The sequence below is a fragment of the Paraburkholderia monticola genome (assembly GCF_001580545.1).
Lineage (GTDB): Bacteria > Pseudomonadota > Gammaproteobacteria > Burkholderiales > Burkholderiaceae > Paraburkholderia > Paraburkholderia monticola.
In genome coordinates this window covers 23,072-49,109 of the sequence record NZ_LRBG01000011.1, presented here as the reverse complement: position 1 = coordinate 49,109, position 26,038 = coordinate 23,072, and the positions used below count along the sequence as shown (strand labels likewise).

Annotated in this window: 24 protein-coding genes; 11 read left to right on the top strand and 13 right to left on the bottom strand. The window is 64.1% G+C overall.

Going from position 1 to position 26,038, the window contains the following annotated elements:
• Nucleotides 1-12 precede the first annotated feature (12 nt).
• Both CI15_RS13850 and CI15_RS13845 read left to right on the top strand, forming a co-directional pair.
• A complete protein-coding gene (locus CI15_RS13850) occupies nucleotides 13-486 on the top strand; it encodes a GNAT family acetyltransferase (protein WP_062128655.1) in 474 nt (157 codons plus the stop codon).
• A gap of 258 nt (nucleotides 487-744) precedes the next feature.
• Complete coding sequence (locus CI15_RS13845; protein WP_062128653.1) at nucleotides 745-1,038, top strand: GYD domain-containing protein; 294 nt, start codon at nucleotides 745-747, stop codon at nucleotides 1,036-1,038.
• A gap of 131 nt (nucleotides 1,039-1,169) precedes the next feature.
• Here CI15_RS13845 and CI15_RS13840 read toward each other — a convergent pair whose 3' ends face one another.
• From CI15_RS13840 to CI15_RS13810, 7 genes are all read right to left on the bottom strand, one after another.
• Entirely contained in the window at nucleotides 1,170-1,874 is a 705-nt protein-coding gene (locus CI15_RS13840; protein WP_153041106.1) for an ABC transporter ATP-binding protein, read from the bottom strand.
• Nucleotides 1,875-1,891: 17 nt separating this feature from the next.
• Nucleotides 1,892-2,683, bottom strand: coding sequence for an ABC transporter ATP-binding protein (locus CI15_RS13835; RefSeq protein WP_027198609.1), 792 nt, complete (start codon nucleotides 2,681-2,683; stop codon nucleotides 1,892-1,894).
• Nucleotides 2,684-2,703: 20 nt separating this feature from the next.
• Complete coding sequence (locus tag CI15_RS13830) at nucleotides 2,704-3,873, bottom strand: ABC transporter permease subunit (RefSeq protein WP_062128649.1); 1,170 nt, start codon at nucleotides 3,871-3,873, stop codon at nucleotides 2,704-2,706.
• A gap of 26 nt (nucleotides 3,874-3,899) precedes the next feature.
• Nucleotides 3,900-4,850 (bottom strand): branched-chain amino acid ABC transporter permease, encoded by a 951-nt coding sequence (locus CI15_RS13825; protein WP_062128647.1) that lies wholly within the window; start codon nucleotides 4,848-4,850, stop codon nucleotides 3,900-3,902.
• A 228-nt stretch (nucleotides 4,851-5,078) separates the two neighbouring features.
• Entirely contained in the window at nucleotides 5,079-6,281 is a 1,203-nt protein-coding gene (locus CI15_RS13820) for a branched-chain amino acid ABC transporter substrate-binding protein (protein WP_062128645.1), read from the bottom strand.
• Between the two features lie 542 nt (nucleotides 6,282-6,823).
• Complete coding sequence (ispH, locus tag CI15_RS13815) at nucleotides 6,824-7,783, bottom strand: 4-hydroxy-3-methylbut-2-enyl diphosphate reductase (protein ID WP_062128643.1); 960 nt, start codon at nucleotides 7,781-7,783, stop codon at nucleotides 6,824-6,826.
• Between the two features lie 2 nt (nucleotides 7,784-7,785).
• Entirely contained in the window at nucleotides 7,786-8,241 is a 456-nt protein-coding gene (locus tag CI15_RS13810; protein WP_062128641.1) for an FKBP-type peptidyl-prolyl cis-trans isomerase, read from the bottom strand.
• A gap of 208 nt (nucleotides 8,242-8,449) precedes the next feature.
• On the opposite strand from CI15_RS13810, the gene radC reads away from it, so the two are divergent.
• The 4 genes from radC to nadB all read left to right on the top strand — a co-directional run bounded on the left by radC (nucleotide 8,450) and on the right by nadB (nucleotide 11,808).
• Nucleotides 8,450-9,361 carry a RadC family protein gene (gene radC, locus CI15_RS13805; protein WP_062128640.1) on the top strand — a complete coding sequence of 304 codons (912 nt, stop codon included), beginning with the start codon at nucleotides 8,450-8,452 and terminating at the stop codon, nucleotides 9,359-9,361.
• A 211-nt stretch (nucleotides 9,362-9,572) separates the two neighbouring features.
• Nucleotides 9,573-9,806, top strand: a complete 234-nt coding sequence (rpmB, locus tag CI15_RS13800) for a 50S ribosomal protein L28 (RefSeq protein ID WP_007180631.1) — start codon at nucleotides 9,573-9,575, stop codon at nucleotides 9,804-9,806.
• Nucleotides 9,807-9,816: 10 nt separating this feature from the next.
• On the top strand, nucleotides 9,817-9,984 hold the full coding sequence (rpmG, locus tag CI15_RS13795; protein ID WP_008919555.1) for a 50S ribosomal protein L33: 168 nt from the start codon (nucleotides 9,817-9,819) through the stop codon (nucleotides 9,982-9,984).
• 225 nt (nucleotides 9,985-10,209) lie between these two features.
• Nucleotides 10,210-11,808, top strand: a complete 1,599-nt coding sequence (gene nadB / locus CI15_RS13790; protein WP_062128638.1) for an L-aspartate oxidase — start codon at nucleotides 10,210-10,212, stop codon at nucleotides 11,806-11,808.
• A 123-nt stretch (nucleotides 11,809-11,931) separates the two neighbouring features.
• Here nadB and nadC read toward each other — a convergent pair whose 3' ends face one another.
• The 6 genes from nadC to purN form a co-directional block, all read right to left on the bottom strand.
• Nucleotides 11,932-12,855 (bottom strand): carboxylating nicotinate-nucleotide diphosphorylase, encoded by a 924-nt coding sequence (gene nadC / locus CI15_RS13785; protein WP_062128636.1) that lies wholly within the window; start codon nucleotides 12,853-12,855, stop codon nucleotides 11,932-11,934.
• Nucleotides 12,855-13,994, bottom strand: coding sequence for a quinolinate synthase NadA (gene nadA / locus CI15_RS13780; protein ID WP_174543230.1), 1,140 nt, complete (start codon nucleotides 13,992-13,994; stop codon nucleotides 12,855-12,857). The genes nadC and nadA overlap by 1 nt, the downstream gene beginning before the upstream one ends.
• A 130-nt stretch (nucleotides 13,995-14,124) precedes the next feature.
• Complete coding sequence (locus tag CI15_RS13775) at nucleotides 14,125-15,321, bottom strand: DesA family fatty acid desaturase (RefSeq protein ID WP_062128632.1); 1,197 nt, start codon at nucleotides 15,319-15,321, stop codon at nucleotides 14,125-14,127.
• A gap of 200 nt (nucleotides 15,322-15,521) precedes the next feature.
• Nucleotides 15,522-16,898, bottom strand: a complete 1,377-nt coding sequence (locus tag CI15_RS13770; protein ID WP_241495836.1) for a mechanosensitive ion channel family protein — start codon at nucleotides 16,896-16,898, stop codon at nucleotides 15,522-15,524.
• A 70-nt stretch (nucleotides 16,899-16,968) separates the two neighbouring features.
• Complete coding sequence (locus tag CI15_RS13765; RefSeq protein WP_062128628.1) at nucleotides 16,969-18,228, bottom strand: RsmB/NOP family class I SAM-dependent RNA methyltransferase; 1,260 nt, start codon at nucleotides 18,226-18,228, stop codon at nucleotides 16,969-16,971.
• Nucleotides 18,225-18,878: a phosphoribosylglycinamide formyltransferase gene (gene purN, locus CI15_RS13760; RefSeq protein WP_062128627.1), complete on the bottom strand. Its 654-nt coding sequence runs from the start codon at nucleotides 18,876-18,878 to the stop codon at nucleotides 18,225-18,227. The genes CI15_RS13765 and purN overlap by 4 nt, the downstream gene beginning before the upstream one ends.
• Before the next feature lie 138 nt (nucleotides 18,879-19,016).
• Between purN and CI15_RS13755 the strand changes: the two genes are divergently transcribed.
• The 5 genes from CI15_RS13755 (at nucleotide 19,017) to CI15_RS13735 (ending at nucleotide 25,972) form a co-directional block, all read left to right on the top strand.
• Nucleotides 19,017-20,012, top strand: a complete 996-nt coding sequence (locus CI15_RS13755) for a bifunctional riboflavin kinase/FAD synthetase (protein WP_062128945.1) — start codon at nucleotides 19,017-19,019, stop codon at nucleotides 20,010-20,012.
• A 168-nt stretch (nucleotides 20,013-20,180) separates the two neighbouring features.
• Complete coding sequence (gene ileS, locus CI15_RS13750; protein WP_062128625.1) at nucleotides 20,181-23,018, top strand: isoleucine--tRNA ligase; 2,838 nt, start codon at nucleotides 20,181-20,183, stop codon at nucleotides 23,016-23,018.
• Entirely contained in the window at nucleotides 23,018-23,524 is a 507-nt protein-coding gene (gene lspA / locus CI15_RS13745) for a signal peptidase II (protein WP_062128623.1), read from the top strand. Before ileS ends, lspA begins: the two co-directional genes overlap by 1 nt.
• Nucleotides 23,525-23,652: 128 nt before the next feature.
• Nucleotides 23,653-24,870 (top strand): bifunctional phosphopantothenoylcysteine decarboxylase/phosphopantothenate--cysteine ligase CoaBC, encoded by a 1,218-nt coding sequence (gene coaBC / locus CI15_RS13740; protein WP_062128621.1) that lies wholly within the window; start codon nucleotides 23,653-23,655, stop codon nucleotides 24,868-24,870.
• Nucleotides 24,871-24,955: 85 nt separating this feature from the next.
• The gene (locus CI15_RS13735) at nucleotides 24,956-25,972 is read left to right on the top strand and encodes an LLM class flavin-dependent oxidoreductase (RefSeq protein ID WP_062128619.1); all 1,017 of its coding nucleotides are present in this window, start codon (nucleotides 24,956-24,958) and stop codon (nucleotides 25,970-25,972) included.
• The last annotated feature ends 66 nt before the right edge of the window (nucleotides 25,973-26,038 follow it).

The following is a 26,038-nucleotide window of genomic DNA, read 5'->3' as shown; positions in this document are numbered from 1 at the left end:
AGGAGCGCACCGATGACGACGAACACGACGCTGTCGATCCGCCGCTTCGACGCGAGCGATACCGAAGCGGTGATCGCGCTATGGCAGGCGGTGTTTCCCGAGTATCGCGACGTGACGCGACCGCAGCGCAATCCGCGTCTGTCGATCGCGAACAAGCTCGCGACGCAGCCGGAGCTGTTCTTCGTCGCGGTGCTCGACGAACGCATCGTCGGCACCGTGATGGGCGGCTACGACGGGCACCGCGGCTGGCTGTATTCGCTCGCGGTCGACGCCTCGGTGCGACGTCATGGCATCGGCACGCGATTGGTCGCGCACGTCGAGGGCGAGTTGACGAAGCTTGGTTGTCCGAAGCTGAACCTGCAGGTGCTGTCGTCGGCGACGGCCGAAGTGCGCGCGTTCTACGACGCGCTCGGTTATCGCGCCGACGCGGTGATCAGCCTCGGCAAACGGCTCGGCCAATACGCGGACGCAGCAACGGCGGGCTGATTCGCGTCGTACACCTGATTAAAAGGCCGCATGCGCTGGTTGGCGCATGCGGCCTTTTTCCATGGTTCTCCGACAAACGGCGCACATATCGGCGGATTCGGACAATCAGCGGATGACGGGCAGTTGGATTGCCTAGAATCGTTTACGCACGAGACGGCGCCGGGGCTCGCAAAACACGTTTGCGGCGGTTCGCGACGCTCCCCGGGGACGGCTCATGCGACTGAGTCCCAACGCGTTTGAATCCTAAGGGGAATCTTCATGGCGACTTATGTGGTGCTCCTGCAATTCACGGATCAGGGTGTTCGAGCGGTCAAGAACACCGTACAGCGAGCCGGGCAGGCGGCAGAAATGGCGAAATCTTTTGGCTGCGAAATGAAGCAGATCTACTGGACCATGGGGGAATACGACCTGGTCTCGATCGTCGAAGCGGCAGACGAGCAGAGTTTCCTCGCCTTCGGCCTCGCACTCGGCTCGGCCGGCAATGTCCGCTCGCAAACACTGCGCGCATTCAACAAGGACGAAATCAGCGCGGTTATCGGGCGACTCCCATAATTCACGCCTTAGTCCGCAAAATAAAACGCGCCCCACGAAATGAATCGCGAGGCGCGTTGCAAGCCGGACGTGTGCGCGAAAGACACGCGCCCAGCTAATCACCTACTTTATTCACCCACTTATTCGCCCACTTATTCACCCAGATACGCGGCCCGAACCTTCGGATCGTCGAGCATCTGCTTCGCGTCACCCGACATCGTGATCAGACCGGAGTCCATCACGTAGCCGCGATTCGCCGCCTGCAGCGCCAGACGCGCGTTCTGCTCGACGAGCAGCACGGTCATGCCTTCGGAGGAAATCGAGCGCACCACTTCGAAGATCTTCTCGACCATGATCGGCGACAGACCCATCGACGGTTCGTCGAGCAGCAGCAATTTGGGCCGCGAGATGATCGCGCGTGCCATGGCGAGCATCTGCTGCTCGCCGCCCGACAGCGTGCCGGCGTATTGCGTGGCGCGCTCCTTCAGACGCGGGAAGAAACCGAACATGCGCTCGACGTCCGACTTGATGGCGTCGGTATCGGTACGCAGGTACGCGCCCATCTGCATGTTCTCGACGATCGACATGCGCGCGAAGATGCCGCGCCCTTCCGGCACCATCGCGAGACCGCGCTTCAGAAGCTCGTGCGCGGGCAGTCCTTTGATGGACTGACCCATGTACTCGATGTCGCCGGCCGCGTACGCCTTCAGGCCGGTGATCGCCTTCATCGTCGTGGTCTTGCCCGCGCCGTTCGCGCCGATCAGCGTGACGAGTTCGCCCTGCCCGACCTCGAGGTCGACACCCTTGACCGCCTGGATGCCGCCGTAGTTGACCTGCAGGCCCTTGATTTTCAACATTGCTTGTGTCGTGGACATCAGTGGACCCCCGCACCCAGATAAGCTTCGATCACCTTCGCATCCTTCTGCACGTCCTGCGGCAGACCCTGCGCAATCACCTTGCCGTAGTCGAGCACCGTCATCTGGTTGCACAGACCCATCACGAGCTTCACGTCGTGCTCGATCAGCAGAATCGTCTTGCCGTCCGCGCGGATCTTGTCGAGCAGCTTGGTCAGCTCGACTTTCTCGGTGGCGTTCATGCCGGCCGCCGGTTCGTCGAGTGCGAGCAGCTTCGGATCGGTCGCCAAAGCGCGGGCGATTTCGAGCCGACGCTGGTGGCCGTACGACAGGTTGCGCGACGTGTAGTCCGCGTATTGCGTAATACCGACGTAGTCGAGCAGTTCGAGCGCGCGCTCCTTGATCTCGCGCTCTTCCTGGCGCTCCGCCGGCGTCTGGAACACCGCGCCGAGCAGACCGTGCTTGGTGCGCACATGACGGCCGACCATCACGTTTTCGAGCGCGGTCATGCCGCCGAACAGACGGATGTTCTGGAACGTGCGCGCGATGCCCGCCTTGGCGACCTGATAGACCGCGGTCGGCGTGTAGTTCTCGCCATCGAGCTTGAACTCGCCCGAATCCGGTGTGTACAGACCCGTGATCACGTTGAAGAAGGTGGTCTTGCCGGCGCCGTTCGGGCCGATCAGACCGTAGATCTCGCCCGCGCGAATCTGCAGGCCGACCTCCGAAAGCGCCTGCAGGCCGCCGAAGCGCTTGTTGACGCCCTTCACGGACAGACGGATCGCCGCGTTGTTGCTTACGTTATCGCTCATGTCTTTTTCTCCACCGGACCTTATGCGCGCACCGGCTTCTTGCCGTTACGCTTCGCCAGCTTCGCAAGCCTGTCTTCGTGCTTCGGTGCGGGCCACAGGCCTTCCGAGCGATACAGCATGATCACGACCATCGCCAGACCGTACAGCAACTGGCGGATCACTTCGGTATCGACGATTTCATGGCCGAAGATCATGTTCTGCAGCGGACCCATCGTCGAGCGCAGGAACTCGGGGAACACCGCGAGCAGCACCGCGCCGAGGATCACGCCCGGAATATGGCCCATGCCGCCGAGCACCACGCAGGCGAGCACCACGACCGATTCCCAGAACGTGAACGATTCCGGCGACACGAAGCCCTGGAACGAGCCGAACATCGCGCCCGACAGACCGCCGAACGACGCGCCCATCGCGAACGCGAGCAGCTTCACGTTGCGGGTGTTGATCCCCATCGCCTTGGCGGCGATTTCGTCTTCGCGGATCGCGGCCCACGCGCGGCCGATACGCGAATGCTGCAAACGCGTACAGGTCCAGATCACGAACAGCGCGCACAGCACGAACAGGTAGTAGTAGAGGTACACCGACGGGAACTGCATGCCGAACAGCGTGTGCGTCTGCGACAGGCTGAAACCGCCGACCTGCACCGGGTCGATGCCGGTGATCCCCTTCGGGCCGTTGGTGATGTTCACCGGACGGTCGAGGTTGTTCATGAAGATCCGCACGATTTCCCCGAAGCCGAGGGTCACGATCGCGAGGTAGTCGCCACGCAGACGCAGTGTCGGCGCGCCGAGCAGAATCCCGAACATCGCGGCGAGCGCCATCGCGATCGGCACGATGATCCAGATCGGCACGTGCAGACCGTTCGGCGCGAGATGCGCGATCCACTCGAATTGCGTGGCGAGGTGCGGCGAGCTCAGCAGCGCGGCCGTGTAGGCGCCGATCGCGTAGAACGCGATGTAGCCCAAGTCCAGCAGGCCGGCAAAACCCACCACCACGTTAAGACCCAGCGCGAGCATCACGTACAGCATCGCGAAGTCGAGCACGCGGACCCAGTAGTTACCACCCGCCGCACCGATGACCATCGGCGCGGCGATCACGAAGACCGCGGTGAGGATGCCGATGGTCAGCGTCTTCGCGCGGTTCTTCTCGGGGATGAGCGTCGTGGACGGCTCGATCGGTTGAATTGAGGTCATGATTGTTGACTCCTTGTGGCCCGGGATCAGGCGCGATCCGCGACACGTTCGCCGAGCAGACCCGACGGACGGAACACCAGCACGATGATCAGCACGATGAACGCAAATACGTCCTGATAGTTACTGCCGAACACGCCACCTGTGAGGTTGCCGATATAGCCGGCACCCAACTGCTCGATCAGGCCGAGGATCACCCCGCCGACCATCGCGCCGCCGAGATTGCCGATACCGCCAAGCACCGCCGCGGTAAAGGCCTTCAGGCCAGGAATGAAGCCCATGTAGAAGTGCGCGTTGCCGTATTCGGATGCGATCATCACGCCGGCCAGCGCGGCGAGCGCCGAGCCGATCATGAAGGTCGCCGAAATCACGAAGTTCGGGTTCACACCCATCAGGCTCGCGACGTTCGGGTTCTCGGCGATGGCGCGCATCGCACGGCCGAGCTTGGTCTTGTGCACGAGCAGCAGGAGGCCGCCCATCACGAGGAACGCCACCACGATGATCACGATTTCAGTCATCGAAATCACGGCGCCGGGCGTCGTGTCGGTGGCCTTGATCACGTTGATCGGGTCGGTGGGCAACAGCTGCGGGAACGGCAGCGGATTGCGCGACCAGATCATCATCGCGAGCGTCTGCAGCAGGATCGAGACACCGATCGCGGTGATCAGCGGCGCGAGACGCGGCGCGCGCCGCAACGGCCGGTAGGCCACGCGCTCGATCGTGTAGCCGACCACCGCGCAGACCACCGCTGCGATGATCAACGCGATGACGAGCGTCAGCACATTGCCGAGGCCCGGAAAGTGGTTCTGCAGCACACCTATGGCGGAGAGCGCAACCATCGCGCCCACCATCAACACATCGCCGTGAGCGAAGTTGATGATGCCCAGAATGCCGTAAACCATCGTGTAGCCCAGTGCGATGATGGCGTAGACACTGCCAAGCACCAGTCCATTCAGGATTTGCTGGATGAAGATATCCATTTATTGCTCCTTAGCCCGTGCGACTGGATTCGCGTTTTTCATCTGCCGGTGGGCGGTGATGCGCTACGAATCTCAACGGCACTGCGGGTACTGATGTAAAAGACCGGTAAGGGTTATCCGCTGCCGGTTTGCCCTGACGACCGTGATGCGGTCGCAAGCTCCCCCTGGACGGATGCAAAAACGGCACCGTTGGATGGTGTCGGTGCCGTCAGGCCGAACTTCCCGTCATCACATCTTTACGACGTCGAGCACTGCTTTCTTGCCGTCCTTGAAGTCGTAAAGCGTAATGGCGCCCTCTTTCAAATCACCCTTGTCGTCGAACGCGATGTGGCCGATTACCCCGTTGTAATCGGTCGAAGGCATCGCAGCCAGCACCTTGGGCGCCTCGATCGAATTAGCGCGCTTCATTGCATCGACGATCACGTACACAGCGTCATACGTGAACGGCGCGTAAATCTGCACCGGCGTGTGGAAGCGGTCCTCGTACTTCTTTTCGAAGTCCGCTCCCTTGTCCATTTTCGAAAGCGCGAGTCCTGCTTCCGAACAGACCAGGTTTTGCACGGCGGTACCCGCCAGCTCACCCACCTTGTCGGTACACACACCGTCGCCGCCAAGGATTTTTGCCCTGATACCGAGCGCCGCCGCCTGCTTCGTAAACGGCCCGCCCGTCGCGTCCATGCCGCCGAACATGATGGCGTCCGGCTGAACACTCTTGATCTTCGTGAGAATGGCCCGGAAATCCGTGGCCTTGTCGTTCGTCGCCTCCCGCGCGACGATCTTCGCGCCGCTCGCCTCGGCGGTCTTCGCGAACTCGTCCGCGAGGCCCTTGCCATAGGCGGTCGCATCATCCACGACCGCGATGCGTTTGGCGCCCAGCGCCTTGGTCGCATAATTGGCGAGCGCCGGACCCTGCTGCGCGTCGGTCGCGACCACCCGATAGGTCGTCTTGAAGCCTTGCTGCGTGTACGCCGGATTGGTCGACGACGGCGAGATCTCGACGATGCTCGCGTCGCTATAGATCTTCGACGCCGGAATCGAGACCCCGGAGTTCAGGTGCCCGATCACCGCGACCACATGATCGTCGACCAGTTTCTGCGCGACGGCGGTGCCGGTTTTCGGATCCGCCGCGTCGTCCTGCGCGTCGAGCTGCAGCTCGATCTTGCGACCGTCTATCGTCAGACCCTGCGCATTGATTTCCTCGACCGCGAGGCGCGCCCCATTTTCGTTGTCCTTGCCCAGATGCGCGATGCCGCCCGTCAATGGGGCCGCATGACCGATCTTCACGATAGTCGCTTTGCTCGCGGCGGCGACCGCCGCGGCCGAAGCCGCCGATGCGCCCGTTCCCGCTTCGCCATCCTGTTTCTTGCCGCACGCAGTCAGCATCGCAACCGCGGCCGCGATGGACACGGCGTAAGCAAATTTGACTCGCATCAAGTAAGGTCTCCTGCGCCTTGCAAAATCCACTGTTCAGGACCTGAAGGCCTTGAGAACGCGCGCATTGTAACTCCAATTATGCGGCTGGCAATATTGTTGAACCGGTGGGGTTTTCCTGCATTGCAACCTGATTTTGAGAGCTAAATCCACCAAAAAGCGCAACCCGGTTGCGATCCGTTTTCGTGCACCAGTTGCACCGTCGCCGAGCCCGATGGCATCAAGTGTTGCGGGCGGTTGGCGTGAATGCCGGATAGGCCGGGCTTTGCGTCGGGTATGACCGTTTAGCGCATATTGATCAGCCGCACTAATTCAGTGCATGATTAATTCGCCTTAAAGCTTTTGTCAGCTTAAAACGGGGCTCCATCGTGTGAAAATCAATAAAAAACCCGATCACAATTCAAAATGATTTGTGCGCGAGACCACCGAATTCTGACGAATCCGCCCGATGTGGCACTTAATTTTTCGAAGGACCGCCGGTTCGGGACATAAAAAAAGCGCACCCTCGGGTGCGCTTTCCTTTCAGCGATGAAAACGGTTTGTCAAGCTGGCAGACCGAGCCCGCGCGGCAGCGGAAACGCGATGTTTTCCTCGATGCCCTCGAGCGCGCGCACGTTGCGCACGCCCAGTTCGCGCAGACGCGCGATCACCGCCTGCGCCAGCACTTCCGGCGCCGACGCCCCGGCCGTCACGCCGATGCGGCGCTTGCCCTCGACCCAAACCGGATCGATCTGATCGGGCGAATCGACCATATAGGCCGGCACGCCGAGCTTTTCGGCGAGTTCGCGCAAGCGGTTCGAATTCGAGCTGTTCGGACTGCCGACGACGACCACGACGTCGCACTGCGGCGCCATGAACTTCACGGCGTCCTGGCGATTTTGCGTGGCGTAGCAGATGTCCTGCTTCTTCGGCTCACGGATTGACGGGTATTTGGCCTTCAGCGCGCCGATGATTTCAGCGGCGTCGTCGACCGAGAGCGTGGTTTGCGTGACGAACGCGATCCGCTCGGGATCGGCGAGTTGCAATGCCTGCACGTCCTCGATGTCCTCGACGAGATGCATACCCTCGGCCGCCTGGCCCATCGTGCCTTGGACTTCCGGGTGGCCCTTGTGGCCGATCATGACGATGTCGAAACCGTCCTGGCGCATCTTCGCGACTTCGATATGCACCTTGGTCACGAGCGGACAGGTGGCGTCGTACACCCGCAGCCCGCGCGACTCCGCCTCCGAGCGCACGGCCTTCGACACGCCGTGCGCGCTGAAGATCACCGTGTTGCCGGCCGGCACTTCGTCCAGGTTCTCGATGAAGATCGCTCCCTTCTTGCGCAGATCTTCGACCACGTAGGCGTTATGGACGATTTCGTGACGCACGTAGATCGGCGAGCCATACAGCTTGATGGCCCGCTCGACGATCTCGATCGCCCGGTCGACGCCGGCGCAGAACCCGCGTGGCTGGGCCAGCAGGATCTCCGCTTCGGCAAGAGTCGTATCGGTCATGCTCATGTTTACAGAATCCCGATGATTTTCACTTCGAACGCCAGCGCCTGGCCGGCAAGCGGGTGATTGAAATCGAACAGGGCCGACGTTTCGCCGACTTCCTTCAGCACGCCGGCATAGCGCCCGCCGCCCGGCGCGTTGAATTCGACCAGATCACCCGGCGAAAAATCCTCGCCGATCATGCTGTTCTCCCGCAGCGTGGCGAGGGACACGCGCTGGATCAGGTCCGGATTACGCGGACCGAACGCCTGCCCCGGTGCTAGCTGAAAGGTCGAATGGTGGCCTACCTTCAAACCCAGCAAAATATCTTCCAGCGGCGGCGCCAGTTGACCGGCGCCGAGCAGCAGCGTGGCCGGCTTGTCGTTGAATGTATTGATGACTTCGGCGCCATCGGCAAGGGAAAGCCGGTAATGCAGCGTGACGTGTGAACCGGGTTTCACCTCGGAAATGTCGATGATGCTCATGCAATGCTCGCTCTGTCGTTGCGCGCTGCACGCGTGCGCCGCGGGCGCAGTCGACGCGTGTGGCAAACCGTCGGGTGCCGTGCGCAAAGCGTCTATTGTAAGCCACCTCGCGGGCGCCGGCTTGAGTCCGTCGCGCGCGAGAGCGGTACGGCCCGCCGGCGCGTTGCGCCGAGCGCGCCGTCAACCTTACGCGGAGGACTCTATATATATGGTTGATTTCGCCAGCACGATCGACGAAACACTGCCGCCAACGGCGCGGCCGAAATCGCGAGTACGGGGTAGGGAAGGCACAAAAGGCGCGACGGACGGGCCGACCAGGGCTTCGCCCAAAGGCACCGGTTCAAATGCCCGCGGCGGGCCGCAACTGCTCCGTGGCAAATGGCTGCGGCGCGACATGCCGCGCGAGCGGCTGATCGAGCAGGGTCCCGACGTGCTGTCGGATACCGAAATGATCGCGTTGGTGCTCGGCTCCGGCCTGCCAGGCCACGACGTATTCAGCGTCGCGCGGGCGCTGCTCGAGCGCTTCGGCTCGCTGCGCGCGATGCTCGACGCGACGTACACGGACTTCGACGACATTCGCGGCATCGGGCCCGCGAAAAAGGCGCAATTGCTCGCGATCATGGAAATGGCGCGCCGCTCGCTCGTCGACAAGATGCGCAAGCGCCCGCTCATGAATTCGCCCGAAGCGGTCGAAAGCTATTTGCGCCTGCTGATTGGCGGACAGCCGCAGGAGGTGTTCGTATCGCTGTTTCTCGACGCGCGCCATCGGCTGATCCGCTGCGAGGAAAGCGCGCGCGGCTCGCTGACGCGCATGGCCGTGTATCCCCGTGAAATCGTGCGGCGGGCGCTCGCCGCAAACGCGGCCAGCCTGATCGTCGCGCATAATCATCCGTCCGGCGCCGTCGAGCCCAGCGCGAGCGACTGTCAGCTCACGCGGACGCTGCGCGACGCGCTCGCCCTCGTCGACGTGCAGTTGATCGATCATCTGGTGATCGGCGCGGACAACGTATACTCATTCGCCCGCGCCGGCTGGCCAGGCGCCGCACGCCCGCCCGCGCGGAGGCGGGAAGCGGAAAGGCCGCCGCACACCGCTGTGTGCCGCATCGCAAATAAGGTTTGATTTTGCGGCTTTTTTTCTGCTAGAATTCCGGTTTGCCTATTTCCAACCCCCTGTTCCGAAGCCATCAAGGCGTTCCGCAAAGGTCAGGCGGCTGTGGTAGCGAGTGCATCGATATACAACTTCGGCGCAACCTCGCACATCTTCAGCGCGACTCTTTTCGGGAAACTTTCACGGCGTTCGAACTCAGAATTAGCGTATTAGGAGTGCTCTCATGGCACGCGTATGCCAAGTAACTGGGAAAGCGCCGATGAGCGGCAACAACGTTTCCCACGCGAACAACAAGACCAAGCGCCGGTTCCTGCCGAACCTGCAAAACCGCCGTATTTGGGTGGAAAGCGAAAACCGTTGGGTGCGTCTGCGCGTTTCGAACGCCGGTCTGCGCCTGATCGACAAGAACGGTATCGACGCTGTGCTCGCAGACCTGCGCGCACGCGGTGAAGCCTAAGGAGTAAATCATGGCGAAAGGCGCACGCGACAAGATCAAGCTGGAATCGACCGCAGGCACGGGTCACTTCTACACGACCACGAAGAACAAACGCAACATGCCGGAAAAGATGCTGATCAAGAAATTTGATCCGGTCATCCGCAAGCACGTTGACTACAAGGAAACCAAGATCAAGTAATCTTGGCTCTCCAGCCTGACGAAGGCAAAAACATAAAAAGCCTCGCATTCGTGCGAGGCTTTTTTGTTTTGCGCGGCCGTCGCGACAGCGCTGCATTGCGCACGAATCGCCCTATTCTCCGTTTGGCCAGCTTTCGCTAGCGCGTTGCGGCGCGTATCCTTTGTCGTTTTCGCGGCGCGCGGCTCGCGCGTCGTTACGGTAAAACGAAAGACGGAGATGTGGGCAATGGAATTCGATGTGGCGATTGTCGGAAGCGGTCTGGCTGGTTTGAGCGTCGCGCTCAATCTCGCGCAGACACGGCGCGTTGCTGTGATCGCCAAGCGATCGCTGACCGAGGGCGCGAGCGACTGGGCGCAAGGCGGCATCGCCGCGGTGCTCGATTCCGCAGACAGCGTCGAGAATCATGTACGCGACACGCTGATCGCGGGTGGCGGCCTGTGCGACGAGACGGCAACCCGCTTCATCGTCGAGCATGGACGCGCCGCGATCGAATGGCTGATCGAACAGGGTGTGCCGTTCACCAGGGACGACGCCGCGGAACTCGGCTTTCATCTGACGCGCGAAGGCGGCCACAGCCATCGTCGGATCATTCACGCGGCCGATGCGACCGGCCACGCGGTCGTCGCCACGCTCAGCGAGCAGGTCCGCCAGCATCCGAACATCACGCTGTTCGAAGACCATCACGCGATCGACCTGATCACCTCCGAGCGCCTCGGCCTGCCGGGCCGCCGCTGCCACGGCCTGTACGCGCTCGATCTGCAAAGCGGCCGCACCGTCACGATCGAAGCGCCGCATACCGTGCTCGCGACCGGCGGCGCCGGCAAGGTCTACCTCTACACGACCAACCCCGACACCGCGACCGGCGACGGCATCGCGATGGCATGGCGCGCGGGCTGCCGCGTGTCGAACATGGAGTTCATCCAGTTCCACCCGACCTGCCTGTTCCATCCATACGCGAAGTCGTTCCTGATTTCGGAAGCGGTGCGCGGGGAAGGCGGCATTCTGAAGCTGCCCGACGGCACGCGCTTCATGCCCAATCACGACGAGCGGGCGGAACTGGCGCCGCGCGATATCGTCGCTCGGGCAATCGACTTCGAGATCAAGAAACGCGGCATCGATTGCGTGTACCTCGACATCAGCCACCAGCCGGCCGAATTCCTGCACGAGCATTTCCCGACGATCCTCGCCCGCTGCCTCGAGTTCGGTATCGACATAACGAAAGAGCCGATTCCGGTCGTGCCGGCCGCGCATTACACGTGCGGCGGCGTCGTCACGGATCTGGCGGGCCGCACCGACCTCGCGGGCCTCTACGCGGTCGGCGAAACGTCCTGCACCGGCCTGCACGGCGCGAACCGGCTCGCCAGCAATTCGTTGCTCGAATGCCTCGTGATCGGCCGCTCGGCTGCCGAGGCGATCGAGGCGGAAGGCTTTGCCGCCGCCGTCCACGCCCCGCTGCCGGCCTGGGACGAAAGCCGCGTGTCCGATCCGGACGAGGAAGTCGTGGTGGCGCACAACTGGGACGAGTTGCGCCGGCTGATGTGGAACTACGTCGGCATCGTGCGCACCGACAAGCGGCTCGAGCGCGCCAAGCACCGGCTCGCGCTGCTGCGCGACGAGATCCACGAGTACTACGCGAACTTCAAGGTGAGCCGCGACCTGTTGGAGTTGCGAAATCTGGTCGACGTGGCGTCGCTGATCGTCGACGGCGCGCGCTCGCGACGCGAAAGCCGCGGCCTGCATTTCAGCCGCGACTGGCCGGCCAGTTTGCCCAAGGCGCTGCCGACGGTGCTCACGCCGAAGTATGTGCGCAGGCGGAATGCCTAACGGCCTTGCGTCGAAGGGCACGACGAAACGGCACCACAAACGACAAGGCCATTGCCGGAAAACTCCGGCAATGGCCTTGTTCAGTTAGCGCAAGCGTTTCTTGATCCGCGAAACGCGCGAGGCTCAAACGATCCGCATCGAATAGTCGGTCGCGCGCACGTCCTTGGTCAGCGCGCCGATCGACACGCGGTCAACGCCTGTCTCCGCGATCGTACGCACGGTCTCGAAGTTCACGCCGCCAGATACCTCCAGCACCGCACGCCCCGCCGTGATACGGACCGCGTCGCGCATCATGTCGAACGAGAAATTGTCGAGCAGAATCGACTGCGCGCGATGCGCGAGCGCGGTTTCCAGTTGTTCGAGCGTTTCGACTTCGATCTGGATCGGCACGCCCGAATTCAACGCGAGCGCCGAGTCCATCGCCGCACCGACGCCGCCGGCCGCGGCAATGTGGTTTTCCTTGATCAGGATGCCGTCGTAGAGCGCGAGCCGCTGGTTTGCGCCGCCACCGACGCGCACCGCGTACTTCTGCGCGAGCCGCAAACCCGGCAGCGTCTTGCGCGTATCGAGAACGCGCGTACGCGTGTGCGCAATTGCGTCGACATAGCGGCGCGTCGCGCTCGCCACGCCCGACAGCAGCTGCAGGAAATTCATCGCATTGCGCTCTGCCGTCAGCAGCGCGCGCACCGGCCCGCGCAGATCGCAGACCGTCGTGTCGGCGCTCATGCGATCGCCCTCGCCATAACGCCATTGAACTTCGATCCGCGGGTCGACCGAGCGCATCACCGCGTCGAACCACGGCACGCCGCACAGCACCGCATCCTCGCGCACGATAATGCGAGCATTGCGGACGTCATCCGCGGGCACGAGGCGACCGGTCTGATCGCCGCTGCCAACGTCTTCGGCGAGCGCATCGGCGACGTTGCGCGCGAGCGCCGCGTCGAACGCCGCGCCGTATTGCGCGTGAATCTCCGCGAAAAGCGGTGACACTGCGTTGCCCACTTCGCGCGCCGCCGCCTGCTCGGCTGCCTTCTCCATCACCGTCATTACGCTGCCCCCACGTTCGAATACAGTTGCGCGTCGCGCGCGAGATCGCCGCTCGCCTGCACGCGCTTTTTGTGGCGCGCCGCGAAGTCGAGCATGCGGTCGATCGGCAGGCGTGCCCGTTCGCCGATCGACCGATCGACGAAAATCTCGTTGTGGCCGCGCTCGAGCACGTCGGCCAGATTCGCGAGCCCGTTCATCGCCATCCACGGGCAATGCGCGCAGCTCTTGCAGGTCGCGCTGTTGCCGGCCGTCGGCGCGGCGATCAGCGTCTTGCCGGGCGCGGCGAGCTGCATCTTGTGCAGGATCCCGAGGTCGGTCGCGACGATGAAATGCGTTGCATCGAGCTTCTGGGCGGCGTCGATCAGTTGCGTAGTCGAGCCGACCACGTCCGCCTGCGCGACCACATTGGCCGGCGACTCCGGATGCACGAGCACCTTCGCGTGCGGATACTCGGCGCGCAGCAGATCGAGTTCGATGCCCTTGAATTCGTCGTGCACGAGACACGAGCCTTGCCACATCAGCATGTCGGCGCCGGTCTTGCTTTGGATGTAGTTGCCGAGATGACGGTCCGGCGCCCAAATGATCTTTTCGCCGCGCGCATGCAAATCGGCAACGATCTCGAGCCCGATCGACGACGTCACCATCCAGTCCGCGCGCGCCTTCACGGCCGCGCTCGTGTTCGCATACACGACCACCGTGCGGTCTGGATGGGCATCGCAGAACGCCGAGAACTCATCGACCGGACAGCCAAGGTCGAGCGAACAGGTCGCGTCGAGATCGGGCATCAGGATGCGCTTGCCGGGGCTCAGGATTTTCGCAGTCTCGCCCATAAAGCGCACGCCCGCGACTACCAGCGTTTGCGCCTCGTGATCGCGCCCGAAGCGCGCCATTTCCAGCGAATCGGCGACGCAGCCACCGGTTTCGTCGGCGAGCTCCTGCAATTCGGCATCGACATAATAATGCGCTACCAGCACCGCCTTCTCGCGCTTGAGCAACGCACGAATGCGCGCCTTCAGCGCCTGTTTCTCTGCGGGCGACGGCGTCTCGGGCACCTTCGCCCACGCCTGCCCGATTCCGCAAGTCGTGCCCTGCGCCTGAGGCCGATCGTATTCGACGGCCTTGATCGCTTGCTGCTCCATCATCTCCTCTGCCCTCACCTGGCCGCCGCGGCTTGCCGCTCGCGCTACAGACGCGATGCTTTTCCGCAGCCCAAAAATGCAAAACCCCGCCAACGCGGGGTTTTGTGACGTTCTTAAATTTTAATGGATTTCAGGCATAGCGACGCAGTCGCATCGCGAAGTCTTGCAGCGCCTTGATACCACTCTGCTCGGCGCGATGGCACCAGTCCTGCAATTGAACCAGCAGTTGTTCGCGCGAAGCGTTGGAGCGCTCCCACATCGCCGCGAGTTCGTTGCGCATGTCGATGTAGGTCTTCAGCTTCTGGCTGTTCGCGAAAATCTGCGGCAGCTGGAGCTTCTGCGGCTCGTTCAGACCTGCTTCTTCCTTGTGGAACCAGCTCCGCGCGCCACGCATCACCTGATACTTTTCACGCGCACCGACTTCCTTCAGATGCGCAAGCTCCTGGCGGTACGCGCGCTTGATCGTGTTCGCGTAACGCGCCATCACTTCGTAACGGTTCGCGAGCACGGCCTGCAGCGTGTCCTGATCGAGCACGAGCTTGCCGGTGGTCAGGCGCGGCGTCGGCGCAACCTTCTTCACCTTGGCCAGACGAAACGCCTGCATGATGCGGATGTACATCCAGCCGATGTCGAACTCGTACCACTTGTTCGACAGCTTCGCCGACGTCGCATACGTGTGATGATTGTTATGCAGCTCTTCGCCGCCGATGATGATGCCCCACGGGAAAATGTTGGTGCTCGCATCCGACGAATTGAAGTTGCGATAGCCCCAGAAGTGCGCAAGACCGTTGACCACGCCCGCGGCCCAGAACGGAATCCACACCATCTGCACGGCCCAGATGGTCAGTCCGACGACGCCGAACAGCGCGACGTTGAGCACCATCATCAGGCTCACGCCGAGAATCGGGTACTTCGTGTAGACGTTGCGCTCCATCCAGTCGTTCGGCGTGCCGTGGCTGAACTTGCGCATCGTTTCTTCGTTTTTCGCTTCGGTGCGATAGAGCTCGGCGCCTTCGAGCAGCACCTTCCAGATGCCGCGCGTCTGCGGGCTGTGCGGATCCTCTTCGGTCTCGCACTTCGCGTGGTGCTTGCGGTGAATCGCGGCCCACTGGCCGGTGAGCATGCCGGTGGTCATCCACAGCCAGAAACGGAAAAAATGACTGGCGATCGGGTGCAGATCCAGCGCGCGATGCGCCTGGCAGCGATGCAGATAGACGGTCACGCCGATGATCGTGATATGCGTCACGATCAGCGTGTACACGACGAGTTGCCACCAGGAGAAATGCAGCAGGCCGTGGGCAAGGAAATCGAGCAAAGAATTCAACAAGGTAAGTTACCTGCAGAACGAGAGATTCGGAGCACACGCGCCGCGTGTGTCATGAAAGTGAAAGCATACAGCGGGACAGGACGATATTCTACTTGAAGCGTCCCAAGTGTTTGTAACAAATAGGGATTTTTTGTGCGGCATCAAGCTGATAGTGACTGCCGCGTCGCTCGCGCGGACGCCGTAACGGCGTGAAAACGGACCTAGCGGCCGTCGTTGACGGCCCCGTTGGCGGGCCTCAGCGCCGGATCGGCAGCAGCGAGCGCAGGGTCGGTCATTGTTACCGGGTGCGGCATTGCGCCGCTTGCTGGGGCGACAATGCGCACCTCGCGTTGCGCGAGCGGAATCGTGACGCCGTGCTCGGAAAAGAGACGCCAGATATTGCGATTGACCGTCGAGCGCACGCCACCCGTTCCGCTCGCCGCGTCCTCGATCCAGAAGCCTAGTTCGAGATTGATACCGTCCGGACCGAAGCCGACCAGAAACGGCGTCGGCGCCGGTTCGCGCAGCACTCGCGGGACGTCGTCGGCGGCCTGGGCGAGCAGCGTCATCACCTGCTCGACGTCGGACGTGTAGGCGATCTGCACGGCCAGCCTCGCGTACCCACGCGTCAGATACGACGACTGGTTCTGCACGACGTCGGTGATCAGCTTTTCGTTCGGAATCAGCGTCTCGATGCCGTCGAGCCCGCGCACCACGGTGTAGCGCGTGCGGATCTGCGTGACGCGGCCTTGCAGGCCGCTCACGTTGATCGTGTCGCCGATCCGCAACGAGCGGTCGAGCAGGATGATGAAGCCCGACACGTAATTGCTCGCGATCTTCTGCATGCCGAAGCCGAGCCCGACGCCGAGCGCGCCGCCGAACACGCCGAGCACGGTGATGTCGATGCCGACGATCGACAGGCTGACCAGGATCGCCGCAAGCACGAAGGCCGCACGGCCGACGCGCGCGACCACCACTTTGAGATTGGCGTCGAGCGTCTTCGAGCGCATCAGGCGGTCTTCGAACGTCGAGCCGAGCCACATCGCGACGATCATCGTGACGCCGACCCACAGCAGCCCCGTGATCAGCGACAGGAGCGTCATGTGCGCGTTGCCGACGCGAAAGCGCACGCTGTCCATCCACTCGATCACGGCGTTCTGGATGCCCAGCAGCGTGAGCACCATGCCGACCCAGACGACCACCGAGACGATTTTCTCGACGAGAAACAGCCACGGATGCTCCCCGCCCTCGCGATTGAACACCCGCCGTGCGAAGAAAAACACGATGTAGATCAGCCCGATGCCGACGAGCGGCACCAGCGCCAGATCGAGCAGCGCGGTGTCCATGAACGGATCGGCGATCGCCCGCGCGAGCCACACGAGCGCCGCCCCGATCAGCGGGAAAGCCGCGCGGTCGAGGCTCTCCATGCCGAAGCGCAGGCTCTGGTAGCGCGGCCGCTCGATGCGGCGACGCAGCGCCCGCGCGAGCAGCCACGCGACGACCAGCGTCGCGACCAGGATGGCGACCTGCCACAACATCACGGGCTGACCGAAGTCGCGCGCGATGTCGCTGAACATGTGGGGAAAAGTCGTATGCATGGATCTCGCCGAAATCGCCGGCGCGGATGGATTCGTCGACGAACCCGCGCGCCGGCCAGGAGCCGGTTGCCTAGCTCTGGCGCTCGAGCACGGCGGCGAAGAAGCCGTCGGTCGCGTGGCGGTGCGGCCACAGCGACAGGTAGTCGCCCATTTCCAGTTCGATGCGCTGCTCGGCGAGCACGTCACGCGCGGGCACCAGCGCGAAGTCCGGGTGATCGGCGAGGAACTGCTGCACGATCGCCTCGTTTTCCGCCTCGAGAATCGAGCACGTCGCGTAGACGAGTCGCCCGCCCTTCTTCACGAGACGCGCCGCGCTCGCGAGAATCGATGCCTGCTTCGGCGCCAGCTCGGTAATCGACTCCGGCGACTGGCGCCACTTCAGATCCGGATTGCGGCGCAGCGTGCCGAGGCCGCTACACGGCGCATCGACGAGCACGCGGTCGATCTTGCCCGCCAGACGCTTGATCTTCGCATCGTGTTCGCTGTCGATCAGCACCGGATTCACGTTCGACAGACCGCTGCGCGCAAGCCGCGGCTTCAGCTTCGCGAGACGCCGCTCGGAGATGTCGAACGCGTAGAGGCGGCCGGTCGAGCGCATCGCCGCGCCGAGCGCCAGCGTCTTGCCGCCCGCGCCCGCGCAGAAATCGACGATCATCTCGCCGCGCCGCGGCGCGACCAGCGAGCACAGCAGCTGGCTGCCCTCGTCCTGCACTTCGAGCCAGCCCTGCTGGAATGCATCGAGCTTGGTGAGCGCCGGCTTGCCGACCACGCGCACGCCGAGCGGCGCGAACGGTGTCGCGCCCGCCTCGATGCCGGCCTTCGACAGCGCGCCCAGCACGTCTTCGCGGCTCGCCTTGATGGGGTTCGCGCGCAGATCGAGCGGCGCTGGATAGTTCAGCGCGGCGGCCAGCTGCGCGAGTTCGGCGGCCTCGAAGCGCGGGTTCAGCGCCTGGCAGATCCAGTCGGGCAGGTTCAGGCGAATCCGCAGCGGCAGACTTTCCGGGTCGATCTTCGCCACGTGTTCGAGCCACGTCGCCTCGGCCTCGCTGACGAACGGCTTGAGCGCCGAGCGCCCGGCCGTCTGCATCAGGCCCAGCAGTGCCATGCGGCGCGCCGGGCTGCCGGTGCCGCTTTCGGCCAGATGCGCGAACTCCATCCGGCGGCGCAGCACCGCGAACACCGCCTCGGCGATCACGCCGCGCTCAGAGTGTCCGAGCTTCGGATGCGCGCGGAAGAAGCGGCTCGTGGTGGCGTCGGCGGGGCCATTCAGCCTCAGCACTTCGGCTAGCAGCGTTTCAGTTTGTCCAATCAGGAAACCATGTAATCTCATGCGCCCTCTCCGGCGGTGTGACCGGCAAAGAGCCATTGCGGCTCCGACGGCGTAAGCGTGACGCGCGAGCCGTCGAGAGCGAGACGCCCTTCGACGAACCAGCGCACCGCGCGTGGATAAATGATGTGCTCGGTGGCGAGCACGCGTGCGGCGAGCGTTGCAGCGGTATCGTCCGCCTCGACAGGCACCGCCGACTGCAACACGATCGGCCCGTGATCGAGCTTCGACGTGACAAAATGCACCGACGCGCCGTGCAGCCGCACGCCGGCGTCGAGCGCCTGCTGGTGGGTCTTCAGGCCCGGAAAGCTCGGCAGCAGCGACGGGTGCACGTTCAGCATGCGCCCTGCGTAGTGGTCGACGAAGCGCGAGGTCAGCACGCGCATGAAGCCCGCGAGCACGACGAGGTCCGGCGCGAACGCGTCGATCTGCTCGGCGAGTGCCGCGTCGAAGCTATCGCGATCCGGAAACTGGCGATGATCGACCACCGCGGTGGCGATGCCGTGTGAGGCCGCGAACGCGAGCCCCGCGGCATCGGGACGGTTGGCAATCACGGCGGCGACCCGCGCCGGCCAGCCCTCCCCTGCGCAGGCGCGCACGATGGCTTCCATGTTGCTGCCCCGCCCGGAAATCAGGATGACGAGTTTTTTCATGGGCGGATTTTATCATTCGGCAATCGCCGGACCGCGACCGCGCAGCCTTCTGTTGCGCCAAGTGTTTATAATCGTGTGTTTTGCGGCACCTTGGCCGCGCCCCTATTGCAACCGCAGCAACCGCTGCATCCCGCTATCGTGAGAGTCTTCCGCGGTCTTCCCAATGCCGAGAGCCGCGCGCCGTGCGCGCTGACCATCGGCAACTTCGACGGTGTCCACCGCGGCCACCAGGCTCTGCTCGCGCACGTGCGCGCGGCGGCCAATGCGCGTGGCCTGCCCGTCTGCGTGATGACCTTCGAACCGCACCCGCGCGAGTTCTTCAACCCGGCCGGCGCGCCGCCGCGCATCGCGATGCTGCGCGACAAGCTCGAGGCGCTGCGCACCAACGGGGTCGACCGGGTCGTGGTCGAGCACTTCAATCAGACGTTCGCGAGCCAGTCGCCGGATGCGTTCGTCGAGCGGATCATCGTCAACGGATTGCACGCGCGCTGGATCATGATCGGCGACGACTTCCGCTACGGCGCGAAGCGCGCCGGCGATTTCGCGTCGCTGCAGGCGGCCGGCAAGCAGTACGGTTTCGAAGTCGAACAGATGGCGACGGTCGCCGATCCGTCGGGCGCGCGCATTTCGAGCTCGGGCGTGCGCGCGGCGCTGATCGCCGGCGACCTGGATTCGGCGCGCGCCGCGCTCGGGCGCGACTATCTGATCAGCGGGCACGTCACGCACGGCATGAAGCTCGGCCGCGATCTCGGCTTTCCGACGCTCAATCTGCCGATCGCGCACAAGCGCCCGGCACTCGCCGGCATTTTTGTCGTCCAGGTTCACGGCATCGCCGAGCAACCGCTGCCGGGCGTCGCAAGCCTCGGCCTGCGCCCCACCGTCGACGATTCCGGCCGCGTGCTGCTCGAAGTGCACCTGCTCGACTGGCACGGCGACGCGTATGGCAAACTCGTGCGCGTCGAATTCCTGAAGAAGCTGCGCGACGAGGAGAAGTTCGTCGACCTCGAAACGCTCACCGCCGCGATCGCGCGCGACGTCGCCAATGCGCGCGCGTGGTTCGCCGCGGTCGGCGCCGGCACGCCGGGCAGTCGTTCCACCGGTTTCGCCACCTCGGCCACCGACCGAATTAGATAACCGCCGCGGTTCGGACCGGCGCGCCACGCCGCACGAACCGCCGCTGCGCGCATCGAAGGGCGTCCGGGCTTCACGCGGAGCCGCCTGCCGGACGCGTCTCACGCTCCTCGCGCGTCGCGCAATCCGCGCGCCGCTACGCATAGAAACGAATTCACCGCCACCCACATCATGAGCAACAAGAAAGCCGATTCGAAACCGCAGTCCCGCTACCCGGTCAACCTGCTCGACACGCCGTTCCCGATGCGCGGTGACCTGCCCAAGCGCGAGCCCCAGTGGGTCAAGGACTGGCAGGAACGCAAGGTCTACGACACGATCCGCGCCGCCTCCAAAGGCCGCAAGAAGTTCATCCTGCACGACGGCCCGCCGTATGCGAACGGCGACATCCACCTCGGCCACGCGGTGAACAAGATCCTGAAGGACATGATCGTCAAGGCGCGCAATCTGGCGGGCTTCGACGCGGTCTACGTGCCGGGCTGGGACTGCCACGGCATGCCGATCGAAATCCAGATCGAAAAGCAGTTCGGCAAGGCGCTGCCCGCGGCCGAAGTGATGCAGAAGGCGCGCGCCTACGCGACCGAGCAGATCGAGAAGCAGAAAGTGGGCTTCCGCCGTCTGGGCGTGCTCGGCGACTGGGACAACCCGTACAAGACGATGAACTTCGCGAACGAAGCCGGCGAAATCCGCGCGCTCGCGAAAATCATGGAAAAGGGCTACGTGTTTCGCGGCCTGAAGCCGGTCAACTGGTGTTTCGACTGCGGCTCGGCGCTCGCTGAAGCGGAAGTCGAGTACAAGGACAAGACCGATCCGACGATCGACGTCCTGTTCAGCTTCGCCGAACCGGAGAAGACCGCACAGGCGTTCGGCCTCGCCGCGCTGCCGCGCAACGAAGGCGGCATCGTGATCTGGACCACCACGCCCTGGACCATTCCCGCCAACCAGGCGCTGAACCTGCATCCGGAAATCGTCTACGCGCTCGTCGACACGCCGCGCGGTCTGCTGATCCTCGCCGAGGAGCGTGTCGAGGCCTGCCTGAAGCTGTACGGCCTCGAAGGCACGATCGTCGCGACGACGCAGGGCGAAAAGCTCGTGAACCTGCGCTTCAACCACCCGCTCGCGTCCGCGCATCCGGCCTACAAGCGCACCGCGCCGGTCTACCTCGGCGACTACGTGACGACCGAAACCGGCACCGGCGTCGTGCACTCGTCGCCCGCCTACGGCGTGGAAGACTTCGTGTCGTGCAAAGCGCACGGCATGGCCGACTCGGACATCATCAACCCGGTGATGGGCGACGGCCGCTACATCGAATCGCTCGCGCTGTTCGGCGGCCTGTCGATCTGGGCGGCCAATCCGCAGATCGTCGAGGCGCTGCAAGGCGCCGGCTCGCTGCTGCGCACCGAGAAGTACTCGCACAGTTACATGCACTGCTGGCGCCACAAGACGCCGATCATCTACCGCGCCACGTCCCAGTGGTTCGCCGGCATGGACGTGAAGCCCAACGACGGCAACAAGACGCTGCGCGAAACCGCACTCGAAGGCATCGAGAACACGGCGTTCTATCCGTCGTGGGGCAAGCAGCGCCTCTTCAGCATGATCGCGAACCGCCCGGACTGGACGCTCTCGCGTCAGCGTCAGTGGGGCGTGCCGATGGCGTTCTTCGTGCACAAGGAAACCGGCGAGCTGCATCCGCGCACGCTGGAGCTGCTCGAGCAAGTCGCGCAACGCGTCGAGAAGGAAGGCATCGAGGCATGGCAGACGCTCGATCCGCGCGAGCTGATCGGCGACGACGCGAACCTGTACGAAAAGAACCGCGACACGCTCGACGTGTGGTTCGACTCGGGCACCACGCACTGGCATGTGCTGCGCGGCTCGCACAAGGACGAGCTGCAATTCCCGGCTGACCTGTACCTCGAAGGCTCGGACCAGCACCGCGGCTGGTTCCATTCGTCGCTGCTGACCGCGTCGATGCTCGACGGCCGGCCGCCGTACAACGCGTTGCTCACGCACGGCTTCACCGTCGACGGCGAAGGCCGCAAGATGAGCAAGTCGCTCGGCAACGGTATCGATCCGCATGAGGTGGCGAACCGCCTCGGCGCGGAAATCATCCGCCTGTGGATCGCGTCGACCGACTACTCGGGCGAGCTCGCGATCTCCGAGGAAATCCTCAAGCGCGTGACGGAAGGCTACCGCCGTATCCGCAATACGCTGCGCTTCCTGCTCGCGAACCTGTCCGACTTCGACTTCGCGCAGCACGCGCGTCCGGTCGAAGACTGGCTCGAAATCGACCGCTATGCGGTGGCGCTGTCGGCGAACCTGCAAAACGACATCCTCGCGCACTACGAGAAGTACGAGTTCCATCCGGTGGTCGCGAAGCTGCAGACGTTCTGCTCGGAAGATCTCGGCGGTTTCTACCTCGACGTGCTGAAGGACCGCCTCTACACCACCGCGGCGGATTCGGTCGCGCGCCGTTCGGCGCAGACCGCGCTCTACCACATCGCGCACGGCCTGCTGCGCGTGATGGCGCCGTTCCTGTCGTTCACCGCGGAAGAAGCCTGGAAGGTGTTCCAGCCGAACAACGAAACGATCTTCACCGAGACGTACCACGCCTACCCGGCCGTCCCAGACGCCGGCGCGCTGCTCGACAAGTGGACGCTGCTGCGCGCGGCGCGCGGCGACGTGACCAAGGCACTCGAAGAGGCGCGGGTCGCGAACCTGATCGGCTCGTCGCTGCAGGCGGAAGTCGAAATCCGCGCGAGCGGCGCGCGTTACGACGCGCTCGCGAGCCTCGGCGACGACCTGAAGTTCGTGCTGATCACGTCGGCGGCGAACGTCGTCAAGGTCGACAGCGAAGCGGACGAAGGCGTCGAAGTGATCACCTCGAAGTACCTGAAGTGCGAGCGCTGCTGGCACTATCGCGCGGACGTCGGCGCGAACGCCGAGCATCCGTCGCTGTGCGGCCGCTGCTTCAGCAATCTGTTCGGCAGTGGCGAAACGCGGAGCGCGGCATAATGGCGAGAACCATGTCGAAAACGTCCACCGCAAGCAGCTCGCTCGCACCCTGGCTCGGCATTGCGCTGATCGTCATCCTGTTCGACCAGCTGACGAAAATCGCCGTGCGCAAGGTGTTCGCCTACGGTGTGCCGCACGAGGTCACGCCGTTCTTCAACCTGATCCTCGTGTACAACCGGGGCGCCGCGTTCAGCTTTCTGGCGATGGCGGGCGGCTGGCAGCGCTGGGCGTTCACCGCGCTCGGCGTGGTCGCCGCGCTGGTGATCTGCTATCTGCTCAAGCGCCACAGCGGACAGAAAATGTTCTGCACGGCGCTCGCGCTGATTCTCGGCGGCGCGCTCGGCAACGTGATCGACCGGCTCGCGTACGGCCACGTGATCGACTTCCTCGATTTCCACGTGGGCGGTTGGCACTGGCCGGCGTTCAATCTCGCCGACAGCGCGATCACGATCGGCGCGATCCTGCTCGTGATCGACGAGCTGCGGCGGGTACGCGGCACACGCTAACGTCGCCGACGTGAGGCACGGCTGCGGTTACGCGAGCCGTGCCTCGCGTCCGGTTTGAAACGCGCGGCGGCAACGACGGGCAGGCCCCCTCGCGCCGCCGCGCGATCACGCTTTGTCGGAGGCTTTCGTTGGCAACCGCAGAACTCGCAGGCAAACACCTCGTCCTCGGCATGACGGGCGGCATCGCCTGCTACAAGATCGCCGAACTCACGCGTCTGCTGACCAAGGCAGGCGCGACCGTGCAGGTCGTCATGACCGAAGCGGCCACCCAGTTCATCACCCCCATCACGATGCAGGCGCTGTCGGGCCGGCCGGTCTACACGAGCCAGTGGGACGCGCGCGTGCCGAACAACATGGCGCACATCGATCTGTCGCGCGAAGCCGATGCGGTCGTGATCGCGCCCGCGTCGACCGACTTCCTCGCCAGGCTCACGCACGGCATGGCCGACGATCTGCTCTCGACGCTGTGCATCGCGCGTGACTGCCCGCTGCTCGTCGTGCCGGCGATGAACCGGCAGATGTGGCAGAACCCGGCCACGCAACGCAACGTCGCGCAACTGCGCGCCGACGGTGTCCAGGTGCTCGGCCCCGATTCGGGCCCGCAGGCCTGTGGCGAAATCGGCGACGGCCGCATGCTCGAAGCGGCCGCGACCTTCGAGGCGATCGCGTCATTCTTCGCGCCGAAAATCCTGGCGGGCCGGCGCGTGCTGCTGACCGCCGGACCGACCTTCGAACCGCTCGACCCGGTGCGCGGCATCACGAATCGTTCGAGCGGCAAGATGGGCTTCGCGCTCGCGCGCGCCGCGCAGCAAGCGGGCGCCGAGGTGCATCTGGTGGCCGGTCCGGTCGCGCTGGAAACGCCGTGGGGGGTATTGCGCGAAGACGTGCAAACCGCGCAGCAGATGCACGACGCGGTCATGCACGCGATCGCGGACGCGGACATTTTCATCGGCGTCGCGGCGGTGGCCGACTGGCGTGTCGACCATGTCAGCGATCAGAAGATCAAGAAGACCGCCGATCGCACGCTGCCGAGCTTTTCGTTCGTCGAGAATCCGGACATCCTCGCCGCGGTCGCGAAGCTGCCGAAGCCGCCGTTCGCGGTCGGCTTCGCGGCGGAGAGCGACAACCTCGAGGTTCACGGCGAGGAAAAGCGCGTACGCAAGAACGTGCCGCTGCTGATCGGCAATCTGGGTCCGCAAACGTTCGGGCTCGATGACAACGAAGTGATCCTGTTCGAAGCAGGCGGCGCGACGAAGCTGCCACGCGCCGACAAGCAGACGCTCGCGCGCGCGCTGATCGCGGAAATCGCCAGGCGTCTGCCGCCCGACACCAGTCCGGTTCGCTGAGCGAGCGAGTGAACGGCGCTAGGCCTTGACGCCTCTGCCCGCCTTGCCTGCCTAGCCAACCGGAATCATCTGGAGCACTACTGCCATGACGCTACTCTCCGTGCTCGATCAAACACCGGTGATCGCCGGCCATTCGGTGGCGGACGCGATCGCCGCCACCGTCGAACTCGCGCAGCTCGCCGACGACCTCGGCTACACGCGCTACTGGTGCGCCGAGCACCACGGCCTGCGCGGCGTGTCGAACCCCTGCCCTGAAGTGATGCTGGCACGCCTCGGTAGCGTGACCAAACGCATTCGCATCGGCTCGGGCGGCATCATGCTGCCGTACTACAGCCCGTTCAAGGTCGCCGAGCAGTTCATGATGCTCGAGGCGCTGTTTCCGAACCGCGTCGATCTCGGCGTCGGACGTGCGCCGGGTGGCGACATGCGCACCGCGCAGGCGGTCGCCGCCGGCGCCTACAATCGCGGCGAGCTTTTTCCGCAGCAGGTCGCCGAGCTGCTCGGCCTCATGCACGGCACGCTGCCCGACGATCACCTCGCGCAGGGCGTGCTGCTGCAGCCGCAGATCGAGACGCGCCCACAGTTGTGGATGCTCGGCTCGAGCGAATTCGGCGGTCTGCTCGCCGCGCAACTGGGCATCCGTTTCTCGTTCGCGCATTTCATCAACGCGCATTTCGGCAAGCAGGTCGCGCTGGCGTACCGCGAGCGGTTCCAGCCTGGCAACGAGGCAGCGCAGCCGTATCTGGCGACCGCGGTCTTCGTGATCTGCGCGGATACCGAGCAGGAAGCCGCGGACCTCGAAAAAGCCGTCGATCTGCGCCGCGTGCAGATGGCCTATGGCTTGAACGAACCGATTCCATCGATCGAGCAAGGCATCGCACAGGAGTATGGCGAGCGCGAACAGCTCGTGATCGACCGGGAGAAGCCGCGCAGCATCATTGGCACACCAGAGCGCGTCACCGAGCGGCTCACGGAGTTGCAGCAGCAGTTCCAGGCCGACGAGCTGATGGTGCTGACCGTCGCCGGCAGCTACCGCGCGCGCCTGCGCTCGTACGAACTGCTCGCCGATGCGTTCCAGCTCGGCTCGAACAAGGCGGCTTGATCGCTGCTGAGGTCCTGCCGGTCCGCGAGCTACCCCTTTCCTCAAACCCACACCCACTATCGAACC